The sequence below is a fragment of the Nonomuraea sp. NPDC049486 genome, assembly GCF_040676925.1.
GTDB classification, from domain to species: domain Bacteria; phylum Actinomycetota; class Actinomycetes; order Streptosporangiales; family Streptosporangiaceae; genus Nonomuraea; species Nonomuraea ferruginea.
Window position 1 is genome coordinate 762,927 of the sequence record NZ_JBFAPV010000001.1, and the last position, 15,254, is coordinate 778,180.

11 protein-coding genes are annotated in these 15,254 nt (G+C 71.0%); 7 read left to right on the forward strand and 4 right to left on the reverse strand.

Translation table 11 applies throughout. The features are described from left to right. Nucleotides 1–9: 9 nt before the first annotated feature. Together AB0K05_RS03550 and AB0K05_RS03555 are read right to left on the reverse strand one after the other, a co-directional pair. Nucleotides 10–1,335, reverse strand: coding sequence for an ABC transporter substrate-binding protein (locus tag AB0K05_RS03550; RefSeq protein ID WP_364226315.1), 1,326 nt, complete (start codon nucleotides 1,333–1,335; stop codon nucleotides 10–12). A gap of 8 nt (nucleotides 1,336–1,343) precedes the next feature. After that, nucleotides 1,344–2,594 carry an ABC transporter substrate-binding protein gene (locus tag AB0K05_RS03555; RefSeq protein WP_364226318.1) on the reverse strand — a complete coding sequence of 417 codons (1,251 nt, stop codon included), beginning with the start codon at nucleotides 2,592–2,594 and terminating at the stop codon, nucleotides 1,344–1,346. 130 nt (nucleotides 2,595–2,724) lie between these two features. Between AB0K05_RS03555 and AB0K05_RS03560 the strand changes: the two genes are divergently transcribed. From AB0K05_RS03560 to AB0K05_RS03570, 3 genes are read left to right on the forward strand one after another with little or no spacing between them, the layout of a single operon-like run. Beyond that, the gene (locus AB0K05_RS03560; RefSeq protein ID WP_148033938.1) at nucleotides 2,725–3,231 is read left to right on the forward strand and encodes a PadR family transcriptional regulator; all 507 of its coding nucleotides are present in this window, start codon (nucleotides 2,725–2,727) and stop codon (nucleotides 3,229–3,231) included. Further along, nucleotides 3,228–3,962: an ABC transporter ATP-binding protein gene (locus AB0K05_RS03565; protein WP_148033937.1), complete on the forward strand. Its 735-nt coding sequence runs from the start codon at nucleotides 3,228–3,230 to the stop codon at nucleotides 3,960–3,962. The genes AB0K05_RS03560 and AB0K05_RS03565 overlap by 4 nt, the downstream gene beginning before the upstream one ends. Beyond that, nucleotides 3,959–6,235: an FtsX-like permease family protein gene (locus tag AB0K05_RS03570; protein WP_364226322.1), complete on the forward strand. Its 2,277-nt coding sequence runs from the start codon at nucleotides 3,959–3,961 to the stop codon at nucleotides 6,233–6,235. Before AB0K05_RS03565 ends, AB0K05_RS03570 begins: the two co-directional genes overlap by 4 nt. 56 nt (nucleotides 6,236–6,291) lie before the next feature. Here the strand turns inward: AB0K05_RS03570 and treS are convergent, their stop codons facing one another. After that, nucleotides 6,292–7,992, reverse strand: coding sequence for a maltose alpha-D-glucosyltransferase (gene treS, locus AB0K05_RS03575; protein WP_271275446.1), 1,701 nt, complete (start codon nucleotides 7,990–7,992; stop codon nucleotides 6,292–6,294). Nucleotides 7,993–8,263: 271 nt separating this feature from the next. Next, nucleotides 8,264–9,913, reverse strand: a complete 1,650-nt coding sequence (locus tag AB0K05_RS03580) for an asparagine synthetase B family protein (protein WP_271275445.1) — start codon at nucleotides 9,911–9,913, stop codon at nucleotides 8,264–8,266. 70 nt (nucleotides 9,914–9,983) lie between these two features. On the opposite strand from AB0K05_RS03580, the gene AB0K05_RS03585 reads away from it, so the two are divergent. The 4 genes from AB0K05_RS03585 to AB0K05_RS03600 all read left to right on the forward strand — a co-directional run bounded on the left by AB0K05_RS03585 (nucleotide 9,984) and on the right by AB0K05_RS03600 (nucleotide 15,254). Next, entirely contained in the window at nucleotides 9,984–11,825 is a 1,842-nt protein-coding gene (locus tag AB0K05_RS03585; RefSeq protein WP_271275444.1) for a hypothetical protein, read from the forward strand. 22 nt (nucleotides 11,826–11,847) lie between these two features. Continuing rightward, the gene (locus tag AB0K05_RS03590; RefSeq protein ID WP_271275443.1) at nucleotides 11,848–12,468 is read left to right on the forward strand and encodes an anticodon-binding protein; all 621 of its coding nucleotides are present in this window, start codon (nucleotides 11,848–11,850) and stop codon (nucleotides 12,466–12,468) included. 117 nt (nucleotides 12,469–12,585) lie between these two features. Then, nucleotides 12,586–13,968 (forward strand): diaminopimelate decarboxylase, encoded by a 1,383-nt coding sequence (gene lysA / locus AB0K05_RS03595; protein ID WP_148033932.1) that lies wholly within the window; start codon nucleotides 12,586–12,588, stop codon nucleotides 13,966–13,968. Then, nucleotides 13,965–15,254 carry a homoserine dehydrogenase gene (locus AB0K05_RS03600; protein WP_271275442.1) on the forward strand — a complete coding sequence of 430 codons (1,290 nt, stop codon included), beginning with the start codon at nucleotides 13,965–13,967 and terminating at the stop codon, nucleotides 15,252–15,254. Before lysA ends, AB0K05_RS03600 begins: the two co-directional genes overlap by 4 nt.

Consider the following 15,254-nt stretch of genomic DNA (forward strand, 5'->3'; position numbering starts at 1 on the left):
CATGCCTCTTTACTTCCAGGCCTTCTTGGCCTCTGCTTCGAGCGCCTCCTGGGCGCCCTTGACGTCACTCGGGTCGCGCAGGAAGTCCTGCAGGACCTTCCACTCGCCCTTGCCGTCGGTGCCGCCGAAGGCGCTCGGCGCGAGGTCGGACATGTCGTAGCGGACCGACTCACCGGCCGTGACGATCGTCTGGCCGAGCTGCTTGGTCATCTCGTTCGGGTAGTTGTCGGGGGAGACGTTCCTGTTGGGGGACAGGTAGCCGGGCAGCTTGGCCCAGACCTCGCCGCCCTCCTTGGAGGCCAGGAACTGCAGCAGCGCCATGGCGCCGGGGGAGTCCTTCATGGCCACCGCGACGTCACCGCCGAGCACGACCGGAGCGGTGTCGCCCACCTTCGGGAACGGGAAGTACTTGGCCTCCTCGCCGACCTTGGCGCCGGACTCCTCGGCCGTGACGGCGACGAAGTCGGCCTCGATCACCATCGCGGCTTCCTTCTCGCCGTAGACCTTGGTGACGCAGGTCGGGAAGTCGGTCTGCAGCGCGCCGGAGGTGCCGCCCGCGACGAACTCCTTCTTGCCGGCGATCTGCGCGATCTTCTCCAGGGCCGTGGCGACGCTGGGGTCGGTCCAGGGGATCTCGTGCTTGGAGAGCTGGTCGTACTTCTCCGGGCCGGCCGAGGACAGGTAGACGTTCTCGAACAGGTCGGTCAGCGTCCAGCCGGAGGCGCCGCAGAACGAGAACGGCGCGGTGCCGGAGTCGGCGATCGTCTGCGAGGCGGTCACCAGCTCGTCCCACGTGGTGGGCGGCTGCACGCCGGCGTCCTCGAAGGCCTTCGACTGGTACCAGACCAGCGACTTGTGTGCCGCCTTGATCAGCACGCCGTACACCTGGCCGTCGGCGGAGCCGAGCTCCTTCCAGTATTCGGTGTAGTTGGCGTCGATCTCCTTGGTGACGTCCTCGGTGAGCGGCTTGAGCGCCTTCTGCTCGGCGTACTGCTGGACCAGGCCCGGCTGCGGCAGGATCGCCACGTCGGGCGGGCTGCCGCCCTGGATGCGCGGGCCGAGGTAGGCGCCGGTGTCCTCACCGGTGGAGGCATAGGTGACCTTGGCGCCGGTCTTGTCGGAGAAGGCCTTGAGCACCTGCTCGAAGTTCTTCTGCTCCTCGCCGGTCCACTTGGCGGCGACTTCGAGCGTGACGCCTTCGAGCGTCTTGGCGCCGCCGCTCTCGCTGGCGGCGGGAGCGGACTCGGTCGGCTGGGAGGTCGTCGGGGCGTTGCCGCAAGCGGTCACCGCCAGCGCCAGTCCGGCCAGAATCGCTGTTGCTCTGCCTTTACGCATGGCTTGCCTCACTGGGTTCTGATGATCTCTTCGAGTTCAGCTTTCAGCGAGGCCGCCACGTCGTTCGCGGACTCGCTGATCGGGGGGGTGAGCGCTTTGGCGACCGTGCTCGCGATCACCAGGCTGAGCTGGTTGTAGTGCGGGCTCGCCGCGCGCGGCTCGGCGGCGAGGATGCTCTCCTTGAGTACGGGCAGGTACGGAAAGCGCTCGATGAGCTCTGGGTCGTCGTAGAGTTCGGTCCACACCGGCGGGAACGACCCCTCGGTGAGGACCCGGCGCTCGTTCTCCAGGCTCGTGAAGTAACGGATGAACTCCGTCGCGGTCTGCTGGTGCTGCGAGTAGGCGCTGATGGCCAGGTTGATGCCGCCCAGCGAGCTGCTCCCCGGCCCGTCGGGGCCCGGCAGCGTGGTGACCGCGACCTTGTCGCCGAGCCTGTTCCTGGCCGGCCCGTAGGCGTGCGGCCAGTTGCGGGCGAAGGCGAGCCGGCCTTCCTGGAAGGCCAGGCGGGACTCCTCCTCCTTGTAGTTGAGCGACTCCTCGGGGATCCAGCCTTCGCGCAGGCCCTGCTGGAGGAACTCCAGCGCGGTCGTCGCGGCGGCGGGTTCGAGGGTCACCCTGGTGCCGTCGGCGCTGAGGAGCTGGCCTCCCGCCGACTGCACGGCCTCGGAGAAGTTGACGGTCAGTCCCTCGTACGCGAGGAACTGTCCGGCATAACCCTCGATATCGTGCTTTTTCGTGATCTTTTGGGTCTGTTCGCGAAGTTCCGCCCACGTGCGCGGCGGCTTCTTCACCAGGTCGGTGCGGTAGTAGAGCAGCCCCGCGTTGCTCGTGTACGGGACCGCCCACAGCTTGTCCTTGTAGATCGCGGTCTTCACGACAGGCGGCAGGAACTTGTCGAGCGGGAAGGACCCGCGCTCCAAGGGGATGATCCAGCCGTTCTCCGCGAACTCCGCGGTCCACACCACGTCCAGCCCGAGCACGTCGTAACGGGTGCTGCGGGCCTGCAAGTTGGCCACCATCTGGGCGCGCTGCTCGTCGGCCGCCTCGGGCAGCTCGATGAGCGTCACCTTCTCGGCCGGGTGGGCCTGGTTCCAGCGATCCAGCAAGGGTTGAAGGTACGCCGTGGTGTCGCGCCCGGTGGCGAACGTGATCGGGCCGGTGCTTCCCGCCCGGGACTCGCCGCCACCGTCATCGCCCGTCGCCGCGCACCCTCCGGACGCCGCGAGGACGGCCAGGACGATCGCCAGACGACGGAGCACCGGTTTTTCCCTCCTTGTGCACGGGGGTTACATACGTGTTAGGTAGATGCATTCATGTTATGCACACCGGTAATCTGGTGGTCAACGGCAAGCCATGTAACGCATCCGTAACACACGGGGAGGTGAGGCGGTGCGGCTTCACCTGCTGGCGCTTCTGGCCAAGGAGCCTGCCCACGGCTACGAACTGAAACAGGACCTTGAACAGACCTTCGGAAGCGCCTACCCGTCGCCCAACATCGGGCAGATCTATGTGACGTTGGGCCGGCTGGAGAAGGACGGCCTGGTGAGAGCCGTCGACGTCGAGCAGTCCAACCGGCCGAACAAGAAGGTCTACTACCTCACGGCCAAGGGCCGCGACGTGCTCCACCTGTGGGTCGACGAGCCGACCGAGGGTCCGCGGGTGCGCGACGAGTTCTTCATGAAGCTGGTGCTGGCCCCGATGACCGGCATCGCCGACCGGATGGTGCTGATCAACCGGCAGCGCCGCCACTACCTGTCGCTGATGAAGGACCTCAACGAACTGCTCGACCGCACCTCTCCGGATGACAAGATCGCCATACTGCTCATCGAAGGTGCGATGCTCCACCTTCAGGCCGATCTCGACTGGCTCGAACGTTGTCAGGAGGACCTCGCATGAGTGACGAGGCCGTGCTCAAGGCGATCAACCTGGTGAAGATCTACTCCGGCGGCGCGGTGCCGGTGCCCGCCGTGCGCGGCGTGGACCTCCAGGTCGACGCGGGGGAGTTCGTGGCCGTGATGGGCCCTTCGGGGTCCGGGAAGTCGACGCTCGTCCACATGCTCGGCGGCCTCGACTCCCGCACCAGCGGGGAGATCTGGCTCGACGGCAAGCGGGCCGACACCCTCTCCGAGAGCGCCTGGGCGCTGCTGCGCCGCAAGAAGATCGGCTTCGTCTTCCAGTTCTTCAACCTGGTCGCCAACATGACCGTGGCCGACAACGTCGAGCTGCCCGCGCTGCTGGCCGGGGCCTCGCCCAGGGAGGCCCGCGAGCGCCGCGAGGACCTCCTGGGCGCGCTCAACCTCGGCGACCGGGCCGACGCCTCGCCCGCCCAGCTCTCCGGCGGCGAGCAGCAGCGGGTCGCGCTCGCCCGCGCGCTCGCCAACCAGCCCAGCGTGCTGCTGGCCGACGAGCCCACCGGCAACCTCGACAGCCGCAACACCCGCGACGTGCTCCGCCTGCTCGGCCGGGTCCACAAGGACGGCCAGACGATCGTCATGGTCACCCACGACGCACGCGTGGCCGCGCTCGCCGACCGGGTGGTCAGCCTGCTCGACGGCGAGATCGTGGACGACGGCCGCATCGCCAGGCCCCGCCGGCGCACCGTCGGAGAAGTGATCGACCTGCGATGAGCACCGCACGCGCGGGCAGCCGCTGGATCAGGGCGGACCTGCGGGCCAGGAAGGGCCAGGCGACGCTGACCGTGCTCGCCGTGGCCGGCATCGTGGCCGCCCTGATCACCGCGGTGACCCTCCTGGAAGACTCCACCAACCCGTGGCGCGGCCTGTTCGCCCAGACCGAAGGCGCCCACGTCTGGCTCTACACCCGCGACAACACCGCCCAGCTGGCCGGCGTGCAGGCGCTCGACGGGGTGACGGCCACCGCCGGCCCGTACCGGTCGGCCCCCGTCACCGCGCTGCAGGACGGCAGGCGCGAGCCCGCCTCGCTGCGCGCGATGCCCGCCACGCCGCCCCGCGTGGCGCATCCCGCGGTCGTCGAGGGCGGCTGGCTCGACCCCGCGCAGCCCGACGGCGTGGTCGTCGAGCGCTCCTTCGCCCGCGAACTGCGGCTGCGGATCGGCGCCCCGTTCACCGTCGTCGCGCTCAGCGGCCAGCGCCACACGCTGTACGTGCGCGGCATCGCCGACTCCGCCGACCAGGGCTTCTACCCGGAGTGGACTCCCGGCCTGGGCTGGGTGCTGCCCGAGGCGCTCGACCGGATCGAGCCGATGCTGGGCCGCAGCGAGTGGGTGACCGGGCTGCGGCTGACCGACGCCGACGCCGCCCAGGTGGTCTCCCAGCGGGTCGTCGTCATGCTCGACGACCAGCTCCAGCGGCTCTACACCTGGCGCGAGATCAGGGCCGCCATGGAGCTCGACAACCGGCTGCTCGGCACCATGCTCGCGCTGTTCGGCGTGGGCGGCCTGGTGGCGGCGGCGCTCGCGCTGGCCAACGCGGCCGGCGGACGCGTGCTGGGCCAGCTCCGCGACCTGGCGACGCTCAAGTCCATGGGCTTCACCCGCGGCCAGGTCGCGCTGCTGCTGCTGGTCGAGCACGGCGCGCTCGGCCTGATCGGCGTCGCGCTCGGCACGGTCGCCGGCTGGGCGGTCACCGCTCTGGCCGTCGGCGCCAGCTCCGTCGCGCCGATACCCGTGCTCACCATCGTCGCGGGCACCGCCCTGGCCGTGCTGGCCGCGGTCGGCGTGCCGGCCTGGCGCGGCGGGCGCACCCCGCCCATCCCGGCCGCGCCCTCCCAGCCGCCCGGCGGCCGCCTGTCCAGGCTGGCCAGGCTCGCGCTGCTGGTACGGCTGCCGCCCGCGCTCGTGCTGGGCACCAGAGACGCCTTCACCCGCCGGGTGCCCGCGTTCCTGACCGTGTTCGGGCTGGCCGTGCCGATGATGATGATCACGATCGGGCTGGGCGTGTGGGCCACGCTCGACAACTTCGCCCGCAATCCCGAGCAGGTCGGCCAGCACGCCTCGCTCTACGTGCGCCCCGGCAAGCTGGAGGCGGCCCAGGCCGCGCGGCTGGCCGGCGCCGACCGCGACGTGGCCGCCGTCTATCCCGGCACCGACGTGAACGCGCTGGCGCCCGGAGAGGGCCGGTCCGTCCGGGTGCGGGCGGTCGGCGGCTCCGCCTCCGACCGCTACCCGTTCCCGGTCGTCGAGGGCCGCATGTACGCCGAGCCCGGCGAGGCCGTGGCCGGGCAGGGGCTGCTCGACCTGCTCGGCGTGAAGATCGGCGACCGGGTGCGGCTGACCGTGGGCGGCTCGCCGCTGATCGTGCGCGTCGTCGGCCGCACCGTCGAGCCCGACCAGGACGGCGAGGTGCTGTCGGTCGGCCTCGACAGCCTGGCGGCCAAGGACTCCGTGCCGCCCGAGTACTACGCGCTCGCCCTGCATCCGGGGGCGAGCCGCGACGAGGTGGCGGCCCGGCTGCTGGCGGAGTCAGGGGAGAACCTGGAGGTGCAGGCCGCGGTCAACCCCGCCGACCGGCTGGCGATGATCCGGGTGGTGATCGTGGCGCTGACCGCCGTGCTCACCCTGATCGGGCTGGCCAACCTGCTCACCGCCAGCGCGCTCGGGCTGCGCGACCACGCGGCGGACCTGGCCGTGCTGAAGGCGATGGGGCTGACACCCCGCCAGGTGATGGCCACCCTCGTGACCGGCACCGGCCTGCTGGTGATCCTGGGCGTCGTGGCGGGAGCCGCGGCCGGGGCCTCGGTGGCGACCGGGCTGATCGACCTGCAGGGTCACACCAGCGGGGTGGGCGCCGGGATCGGCCGCCCGCCCTCGCCGGTGACGCTGGCCCTGGCGGTGCTGCTGGCCGTGGGCACGGCCCTCGCGGTGGCGCTCATCCCGGCCCGCCGCGCCGCCCGCGCCCAGGTGCCGATCACCGCCCGCTGACCTGCGGAAACGCCACCGCCCGGTGACCAGTCACCTGGTCACCGGGCGGTGATCGGTCAGCGCGTCGCCTCTCGCCGCAGCGCGAACCAGTAGAAGCCGTGACCCGGCAGGGTCAGCAGGTAGGGCAGGGCGCCGATCACCGGGAAGTGCACGCCGCCGCGCGCCTCCACCGGCGTCATGCCCTCGAACCGGCGCAGGTCCAGCTCCACCGGCTGCGGGAACTTCGACAGGTTGTTCACGCAGAGCATCACGTCGTCGCCCTCCTCACGCACGTACGTGAGGACCGACGGGTTGGACGACCACATCTCCGTGTACGAGCCGGTGCCGAACACCGGGTGGTCGCGCCGGATCTGCAGCATCTTGCGGGTGAAGTGGAGCAGCGACCCCTCGCTGCGCTGCTGGGCCTCCACGTTGATGGCCTGGTAGCCGTAGATCGGGTCCATGACCACCGGCAGGTAGAGCCGGCCCGGATCGCCGGTGGAGAAGCCCGCGTTGCGGTCGGGGCTCCACTGCATCGGCGTGCGCACCGAGTCGCGGTCCTCCAGCCAGATGTTGTCGCCCATGCCGATCTCGTCGCCGTAGTACATGACGGGCGAGCCGGGCAGCGACAGCAGCAGGGCGGTGAACAGCTCGATCCGGTCGCGGTCGTTGTCGAGCAACGGCGCCAGCCGGCGGCGGATGCCGAGGTAGGCCCGCATCCGCGGGTCCTTGGCGTACTCGCTGTGCATGTAGTCGCGCTCTTCCTCGGTCACCGTCTCGAGCGTCAGCTCGTCGTGGTTGCGGAGGAAGATGCCCCACTGCGCGGTGTCCGGCAGCTTCGGCGTACGGGACATGATCTCGGAGATCGGCTCCCGGGTCTCCTTCTTCACCGCCATGTAGATGCGCGGCATCAGCGGGAAGTGGAAGGCCATGTGGCACTCGTCGCCGCCGACCGTCGGGTCGCCGAAGTACTCGACGACGTCCTCCGGCCAGCCGTTGGCCTCGGCCAGCAGCACCCGGTCAGGGTAGAGGCGGTCGACCTCGGCCCGGACCTTCTTCAGGTAGGCGTGCGTCTCCGGCAGGCCGGCGCACGCGGTGCCCTCCCGCTCGAACAGGTACGGCACCGCGTCCAGCCGGAACCCGTCGATGCCCAGGTCGAGCCAGAAGCGCAGCACCTCCAGCATGGCCTCCTGCACCGCCGGGTTGTCATAGTTGAGATCCGGCTGGTGATGGAAGAACCGGTGCCAGTAGTACTGCTTGCGCACAGGGTCCCAGGTCCAGTTGGACTCCTCGGCGCCGACGAAGATGATCGGCGCGTCGGGGTAGCCCGTCGGCTCGTCCGACCAGACGTAGAAGTCGCCGTACGGGCCCTCAGGGTCGTGACGGGACGCCTGGAACCAGGGATGCCGATCAGAGGTGTGGTTCATCACCAGGTCGGTGATGATCCGCAGGCCGCGTTCGTGGGCGGCCTCCACCAGTTGGATGAAATCGGCGAGATCCCCGAAGTCCGGCAGGATCTTCATGTAGTCGGAGATGTCGTAGCCGCCGTCGCGCAGCGGCGATTCGTAGAGCGGCAACAACCAGAGGCAGTCGACGCCCAGCCACTCGAGATAGTCGAGCTTCTCGACGAGGCCGCGAAGATCTCCGGTGCCGTCGCCGTTGGAGTCCTTGAACCCCCGGACGAGAACCTCGTAGAACACCGCCCGCTTGTACCAAGCCGGATCTTCCGAGATGAAGTTCTCGGCCACCGGCTCCGGTGATGGGGATGCGTTGATCATGTGTCGCTCACAGAAGGAGATGTGGGCAGGACGAAGTCACCGGGTACCCCGGCGTTCATATCTGGTGACCGCGCCGCGTGGAGTCGTCATCCCTGCGAATCCATGCCCTTGACAGGCCCGGATTTGTGATCCGGTGCCCGCTTGTGCGGCGCTTACGGGCCGAACACTACCAGCCCGTTGGCTTTCCGGAACCCGCTTGTGGTGTGCCAGCTGTAATACCCCGGAGATCCCTGCGTAACCGTGATGTTACTGGCTGTTCTTCTCGGTGTAACTAGAACGGGGCAGAGAGGTCATCCAGGTCGTTTTCGAAGTCACTCAGCCAGAGACCGAAAAGCACCAGCCCGCGCACCCAGAACCGGTCGTTCCATCCGTTGAACCGGGTCAGCGCGTCGGGCCCGTCGGCGACCAGCGCGTGCAGCTCATCCGACAGCAGGCCGGGCACCCGCGTGGCGACCACCCGCAGCATCCGGTGGGAGTAGTCGCGCGCGGGGGCGGCCGTGGAGCGCAGCGCCACCCGCCGCAGCGGCTGCTTGATCACGTTGGTCGAGGGCAGCGCCGCCACCCGCGGGTCGGCGGCGTGCAGCACCTCGCGGTAGAAGCGGCCCTTGTCCTTGCGGGCCACGCCCACCGACAGGGCCGCGTCGAAGAAGTCCGGGTGGATGAACGGCGCCGCGAACGACGCCTCAGGCCCCACCAGGTTGACCGCCGAGCGGGCGATGCCGCGCACCGTGCGGGTGTGGAGCACCGACAGCGGCAGCTCGGCCCGGTGGCCGTGGAGCATCGAGGTGGCCGCCGCGAACTGCTCGCGCACCGTCTCGTCGATCCACGCCCCGGCCGCCTCCGACAGGAACGGCTGCGAAGGCGCCCCGAGGCTGAGCGAGCCCAGCACGGCCGCCGACCGTTCGGCCTGGCTGGTGGCCTCCAGGGCGGCGCCGCTGACCATGAAGTTCTTCAGCAGTGGCCCGCCCGCCAGCCCGTCGACCAGGATGCGGCCCGACGTGTGGACCTCCTTGGCGAACGGGGCGTACCACGCGTGGTGCGGCGTCAGGTATTCGAGCCTGCGCGCCACCTCCGCGGCGTCGTCCGGGTACGAGGCCGCGTCCTGGGTGATCACCCGGTGCGGGATGCCCAGCTCGCCGGTGATCGCCCTGGCGAAGGCGATGTCGGTGTCGGTGCCGTCGTCGGGGCTCGTGGTCCACGACTCCACGTCGAACCCCCGGGACTTCGCCACGCTGCCCAGCAGCCGGGAGTCGTAGCCGCCGCTGATCGGCACCAGCAGCTTGCGGCCGTCGTAGTCCTTGTAGACGTCGTGCAGCAGCTCCACGATCTCGCCCGCGCCGACCCACGTCTCGTACGGCTCGCTGCGCAGCCAGCGCGGCAGCCTGCGCTCGGTCGACAGCCGCTCGCCGTCCCAGACCAGCGCGCTGGAGCCCGGCAGCCGCTTGATCTCCCGGTAAGGAGTCGCCTCGCCCAGCGGGAACGTCACCCGCAGGATCGACGCCCAGGCAGACCAGTCGATCTCCAGCGGCACCAGCGCCATCAAGGGCTGGATCAGGGACGAGAAGTAGACCGCCTCGCCGATCCGTACGTAATAGACGTCGACCAGCCCGAGCGCGCCGGTGTGCAGCGTGGTGCGCGGGCCGTCGCCGATCAGGCCGGGCGTCTCGTACGTCTCCGCGACCGCCATCCAGTCGGCGGCCCGTTCCGCGCGGGCGGCGGGCGGCCTGCGCTCTCCCCAGGAGAACGCGAACGCCTCGCCGGAACGCTGGTAGGGAGGCAGCGGGGCGGAGCTGAACAGCGCCGCCTCGGCCGTCTGGAGCGCGGGGCGCACGCGAGGGCCGGCGGAGGACAGTTTGCCGACGAGGGCGCTGTCGATCCGTCCGAGACCGCCGCAGACATAGGGCCGCACGATGAACTGCACCGGATCTCTTCCCTTCGAGCCGCTTCCCGCAAAAGAGTATCCTTTGCCGGGCTGAGAGACGGAGGTCCAGTTGTCCACCGAGCTGGAGAGCACGCGCAAGGCGCTGCGGGAAGCGGTCGCGCAGGCCGAGCACGCGGCCGAGCTGGCGAGGCTGCTGGACGCGGCGCAGAGCAGGCTGGCCGAGGCCGAGCGGCACGCGGAGGAGGTCAAGGCGCTCGCCGAACGGCTGGCGGGGGCCGAGGAAGACCTGGAGCGCGAGCGCGCCGCCGCCGACAAGCTCCGCAAGGAGCTGGCCGAGCAGCGCTACCAGGCCGAGGTGGCCAACTGGAAGCTCAAGTCGATCAAGGTCGCGCGCTGGAGCAGGCTCGGCGACGCGATCAAGACCGGCAAGAGCAACCCCGTCCGGCTGGCCAAGGAGCTCAAGGGCGCCACCAAGCCGGTGAAGCGGCCCATCGCCCCCAAGCGCAAGCCCGTCGTCGTCCAGCGCAAGGACGACCGGCCTGGCGCCGCCTTCCAGGCCACCACCACGACCCGCACGCTCGCCGGCGAGTCGTTCAAGCTGAGGCCGTTCCGGGTGCCGACCGGCCCCAACACCCGCCCCCACATCACCGCCGCGGTGATCGCCGAGCCGCACGCCGAGGCGCTGCTGCGCTACGAGTGGCGGCAGACCACCGGGTTCACGCCGCGCGACTTCGCCAGGGTGCTGCCGCTGGAGGTGCCCCACCTGCTCGTGGTCGAGTCCGTCGCGACCGGGCCGTGGGCCGAGGAGCTGCGCGGCGAGCCGGGCGACGGGCTCAAGGCGCTGCTGGCCTGGTGCGCCGAGCGCGGCATCCGCACCGTGTTCTGGCACACCCACGGCGACGTGTCGGCCTACGCCGCCTCCGCCGAGCTGTTCGAGCACCGCTTCACCACCGACCTGACCGTCGGCTGGCCGCGCCTGCAGTTCGGCGTCCAGCCCCGGGTGCACAACCCGCTGCCGCTGTCCGGCGGACGCATCGACCGGGTGCTCACCCTCGACCAGCTGCTGCCGGGTCACCTGGCCTATCCCGACGTGCTGACCTCCTACCGCTGGCCGGCCGGCGTCGACTGCCCGCCCGGCACACCCATGTGGCGCCTGGCCGAGATCGCCGCCTGCGGCACCCCGATCGGCCCGGACCCCGACACCCGACGCGCGCACGTCGCGCTGCGGCGCGCCTACGACAGCGGCACCATGACCGAGCGGATCGACGAGCTGCTCGACAAGGTCGGGCTGCCCAGCGCCCGCGCCACCCTCGACACCTCCGTCCTGCTCGTCATCCCCGAGCCAGGGCGGACGGAGCACGCGCTGGCCCAGGTCGCCAGGCAGAGCGGGGTCGCCCAGCTCGTCGTCTTCGGCCCGCCCGAGGCGGGGGAGCGCGCCCGCGACGTGCTGCCCGACGCCGACGTGATCCACCGGCCGCTCCGTCCCGAGCTCACCGTCGGCGCGATGCTCGGGCGCGGGCTCGACCTGTGCGAGGCCGACCTGGTCGCGGTCATGGACCCGCGCGACGTCTACGGCTCCCACTACCTGTCCGACCTGCGGCGCGCCTTCCTGTTCACGACGGCCGACATCGTCGGCAAGGCCGCCTTCTACGCCCACCTGCGCAAGCCGCAGGCCACGCTGCTCAAGCAGCCGGAGGCCGAATACTCCTACCTGCCGGAGATCGCCGGCGCGACCCTGCTCGCCCGCCGCAACCCGCTGCGCGAGCTGGGCTTCGCCGACCTCACCGACGGCTGGGACGAGGTGCTCATGCGCCAGTGCCGCCAGGACGGCGTCAAGGTGTTCGCCGCCGACCGGTTCGGCTACGTCCGGGTGCGCGACGAGGACCGCTGGCTCCTCGGCGCCGCCCACCTCGTGGAGTACGGCTCCGCCGAGCCGCACGCCCTCATCTGACCATGCGCCGGCGGGGGTCCCGGTGATCGCGCGGCTGGCGGAGGTGCTCGGGGAGCCGCCGGTCCCTGACGGCACGTGGGAGCGGGAGGCGGCCTACGTCTCGCCCGCCGCGTTGCGGAGCGGGGTGCCGGCGAAGGATCTGGCCGCGCGGCTGCGGGCGCTGCCGGGCGTGACCGGGGCCGAGGCACTGCCCGGCGGGTTCGTGCGGGTCGTGGTGGCCGTGCCGGGGGCGCTCCTGGACGACTTCGAACCTCCCGCGCTGCCGGAGCCCGCCTGGCCGGACTTCCCCCGTACGTGGGAGAACCCCGGGTTCGTGGTCCGGTACGGGCACGCGCGGGCGGCGGGCGTGCGGCGGTGGGCGCGCGACCTGGGCGTCCCGGAGACCGGCTTCCGGCCCGGCCTGCTGGAGTCCCCGTACGACAGGAAAGTCCTGCGGGTGCTGGCCGAGCTGCCGGGACGGGCGGCGAGCAGGGATCCGGGCTGGGACGCCTACCAGGTGCGGCTGGCGCTGGCGTACCACGACGCGCACGAGCGCGCCCCCGCGGTGCCGATGGGAGACGCGCCGCCGCGGCCGGTGCACACCGCGCGGGTGCGGCTGGCGGCGGCGGTGGAGAGCGTGCTGGCGGGACCGGATCGCATCTAAGATATATCCGGCGAAACAGTAAAAAGACGTAAAATCTTCGCCCGTCGGCCCATGATCGTGTCTCGATAGGTGAGCACCGGGCACGGGCAGACGGGCCGTTCCGATAGCCTCGATCGGGTGAGTCGATTCGCCCACCCAGCCGGGGACCGGCACGCCGAGCCGCCGCCCCACGAGCGCCCTCCGCTGGCGCCCGCCGACCTCAACCGGATCAACCCCGCGATCTGGCCGCGAACGGCCGGCCGGGCCGACGGCGCGCTCACGATCGGCGGGCTGGACATACGCGATCTGGCCCGCGAGTACGGCACCCCGCTGTACGTCCTCGACGAGGACGACGTGCGCTCGCGCATGCGCGACTACGTCACCGCCTTCGCCGGCTCCGACGTCCACTACGCGGGCAAGGCCTTCCTGTGCAAGGAGATGGTCCGCTGGCTGCAGGACGAGGGGCTCGGCCTCGACGTGGCCAGCGGGGGCGAGCTGGCCGTGGCGCTGAGCGTCGGCTTCCCCGCCGAGCGCATCACCCTCCACGGCAACAACAAGTCGTCGGCCGAGCTGAGGCGGGCCCTGGAGGTCGGCGTCGGCCACGTCGTGGTCGACTCCTACGAGGAGATCGCCCGGCTCGGCTACTTCGCCGCCGAGCTCGGCAAGCGGCCCAAGGTCATGATCCGGGTGACCACCGGCGTCGAGGCGCACACCCACGAGTTCATCGCCACCGCCCACGACGACCAGAAGTTCGGCCTGTCGCTGAGCTCCGGCGCCGCCGCCGAGGCCGTGCGCCGCGTCCTGGAGCTGCCGTCGCTGGAGCTGGTCGGCCTCCACTCCCACATCGGGTCCCAGATCGTCGACACGGCGGGGTTCGAGGTGGCCGCCCGCCGCCTCACCGCGCTGCTCGTGCAGATCAAGGAGGAGCACGGCGTCGTGCTGCCCGAGCTCGACCTCGGCGGCGGCTACGGCATCGCCTACGTCGAGGGCGACGAGGCGCTCGACGTCAAGACCATCGCCGACAGCCTGCGCGAGATCGTGCGCAAGGTCTGCACCGACGCCGGGCTGCCCGTGCCCCGCCTCACCGTCGAGCCCGGCCGCGCCATCGTCGGCACCGGCGGCATCACCCTGTACGAGGTCGGCACGGTCAAGGACGTCGAGGGGCTGCGCACGTACGTGAGCATCGACGGCGGCATGAGCGACAACGTCCGCACCGCACTCTACGGCGCCGAATACACCGTCGTGCTGGCCAGCCGTGAGAGCGACGCCGCGCCCATGCTGAGCCGCGTCGTCGGCAAGCACTGCGAGAGCGGCGACATGATCGTGCGCGACTGCTACCTGCCGGCCGACCTGGTGCCCGGCGACCTGGTGGCGGTCGCCGCAACCGGCGCCTACTGCCGTTCCCTGGCCAACAACTACAACTACCTGCCCAAACCTGCCGTGGTCGCCGTCTCCGACGGCCGGTCCCGGGTGATCGTGCGGGGCGAGACCGAGGACGACCTGTTGAGGGGGCAGCTGTGAAACCGTTGAAGGTGGCCCTGCTGGGCTGTGGAGTGGTCGGCTCCCAGGTCATCCGGCTCATGCACGAGCAGCACGACGACCTCGCCGCCCGCGTCGGCGCCCCGTTCGAGATCGCCGGCGTCGCCGTGCGCCGCCTGGGCCGCAAACGCGACGTGGAGGTCGACCCCGGCCTGTTCACCACCGACGCCGAGTCGCTCGTCACCCGCGACGACGTCGACATCGTCATCGAGGTCATCGGCGGCATCGAGCCCGCCCGCTCGCTCATCACCGCCGCGCTGACCCGCGGCAAGTCCGTCGTCACCGCCAACAAGGCGCTGCTGGCCGAAGACGGCGCGAGCCTGTACGAAGCGGCCAGGGCCGGCGGCGGCGACCTCTACTTCGAGGCGAGCGTGGCCGGGGCGATTCCGCTGCTGCGGCCGCTGCGCGAGTCGCTGGCCGGTGACCGCGTCAACCGCGTGCTCGGCATCGTCAACGGCACCACCAACTACATCCTCGACAAGATGGACTCGACCGGCGCGTCCTTCACCGACGCCCTGGAGGAGGCCCAGACCCTCGGCTACGCGGAGGCCGACCCCACCGCCGACGTCGAGGGCTTCGACGCCGCGGCCAAGGCCGCCATCCTGGCGAGCCTCGCCTTCCACAGCCGGGTCACCGCCGAGCAGGTCCACCGCGAGGGCATCACCGAGATCACCGCCACCGACGTGGCCTCCGCCAAGGACATGGGCTACGTCATCAAGCTGCTGGCCATCTGCGCCCGCTCCGACGACGGCCGCTCCATCGGCGTCCGCGTCCACCCCGCCATGATCCCCAGGTCCCACCCGCTGGCCGGGGTGCGCGAGGCCTACAACGCGGTCTTCGTCGAGGCCGAGTCGGCGGGCCAGCTCATGTTCTACGGCAAGGGCGCGGGCGGCGCCCCCACGGCCTCGGCCGTGCTCGGCGACCTGGTGGCCGTCGGCCGCAACCGGCTGGCCGGCGCCCGCGGGCCGCAGGAGTCGACCTACGCGTCGCTGCGCGTGCATCCCATGGGCGAGACCGTCACCCGCTGCCACGTCGCGCTGGACGTCGCCGACAAGCCGGGCGTCCTGGCCAGGGTGGCGGAGCTGTTCGCCAAGCACGACGTGTCCATCCAGACGGTGCGCCAGGAGGGCCACGGTGACGACGCCCAGCTCGTCATCGTCACCCATCGGGCCACCGACGCGGCGCTCTCGGCGACGATGGAAGGGCTGCGCGAGCTCGACATCGTCCGGGCCGTCGCCAGCGTGATGCGCGTCGAGGGCGACGAGTAA

Bases quoted from the DNA above. Each gene is read 5' to 3' on its own strand.
- AB0K05_RS03570 (WP_364226322.1), top strand. From the start codon at position 3,959: ATGAGCACCGCACGCGCGGGCAGCCGCTGGATCAGGGCGGACCTGCGG.
- AB0K05_RS03565 (WP_148033937.1), top strand. From the start codon at position 3,228: ATGAGTGACGAGGCCGTGCTCAAGGCGATCAACCTGGTGAAGATCTAC.
- treS (WP_271275446.1), bottom strand. From the start codon at position 7,992: ATGATCAACGCATCCCCATCACCGGAGCCGGTGGCCGAGAACTTCATC.
- AB0K05_RS03550 (WP_364226315.1), bottom strand. From the start codon at position 1,335: ATGCGTAAAGGCAGAGCAACAGCGATTCTGGCCGGACTGGCGCTGGCG.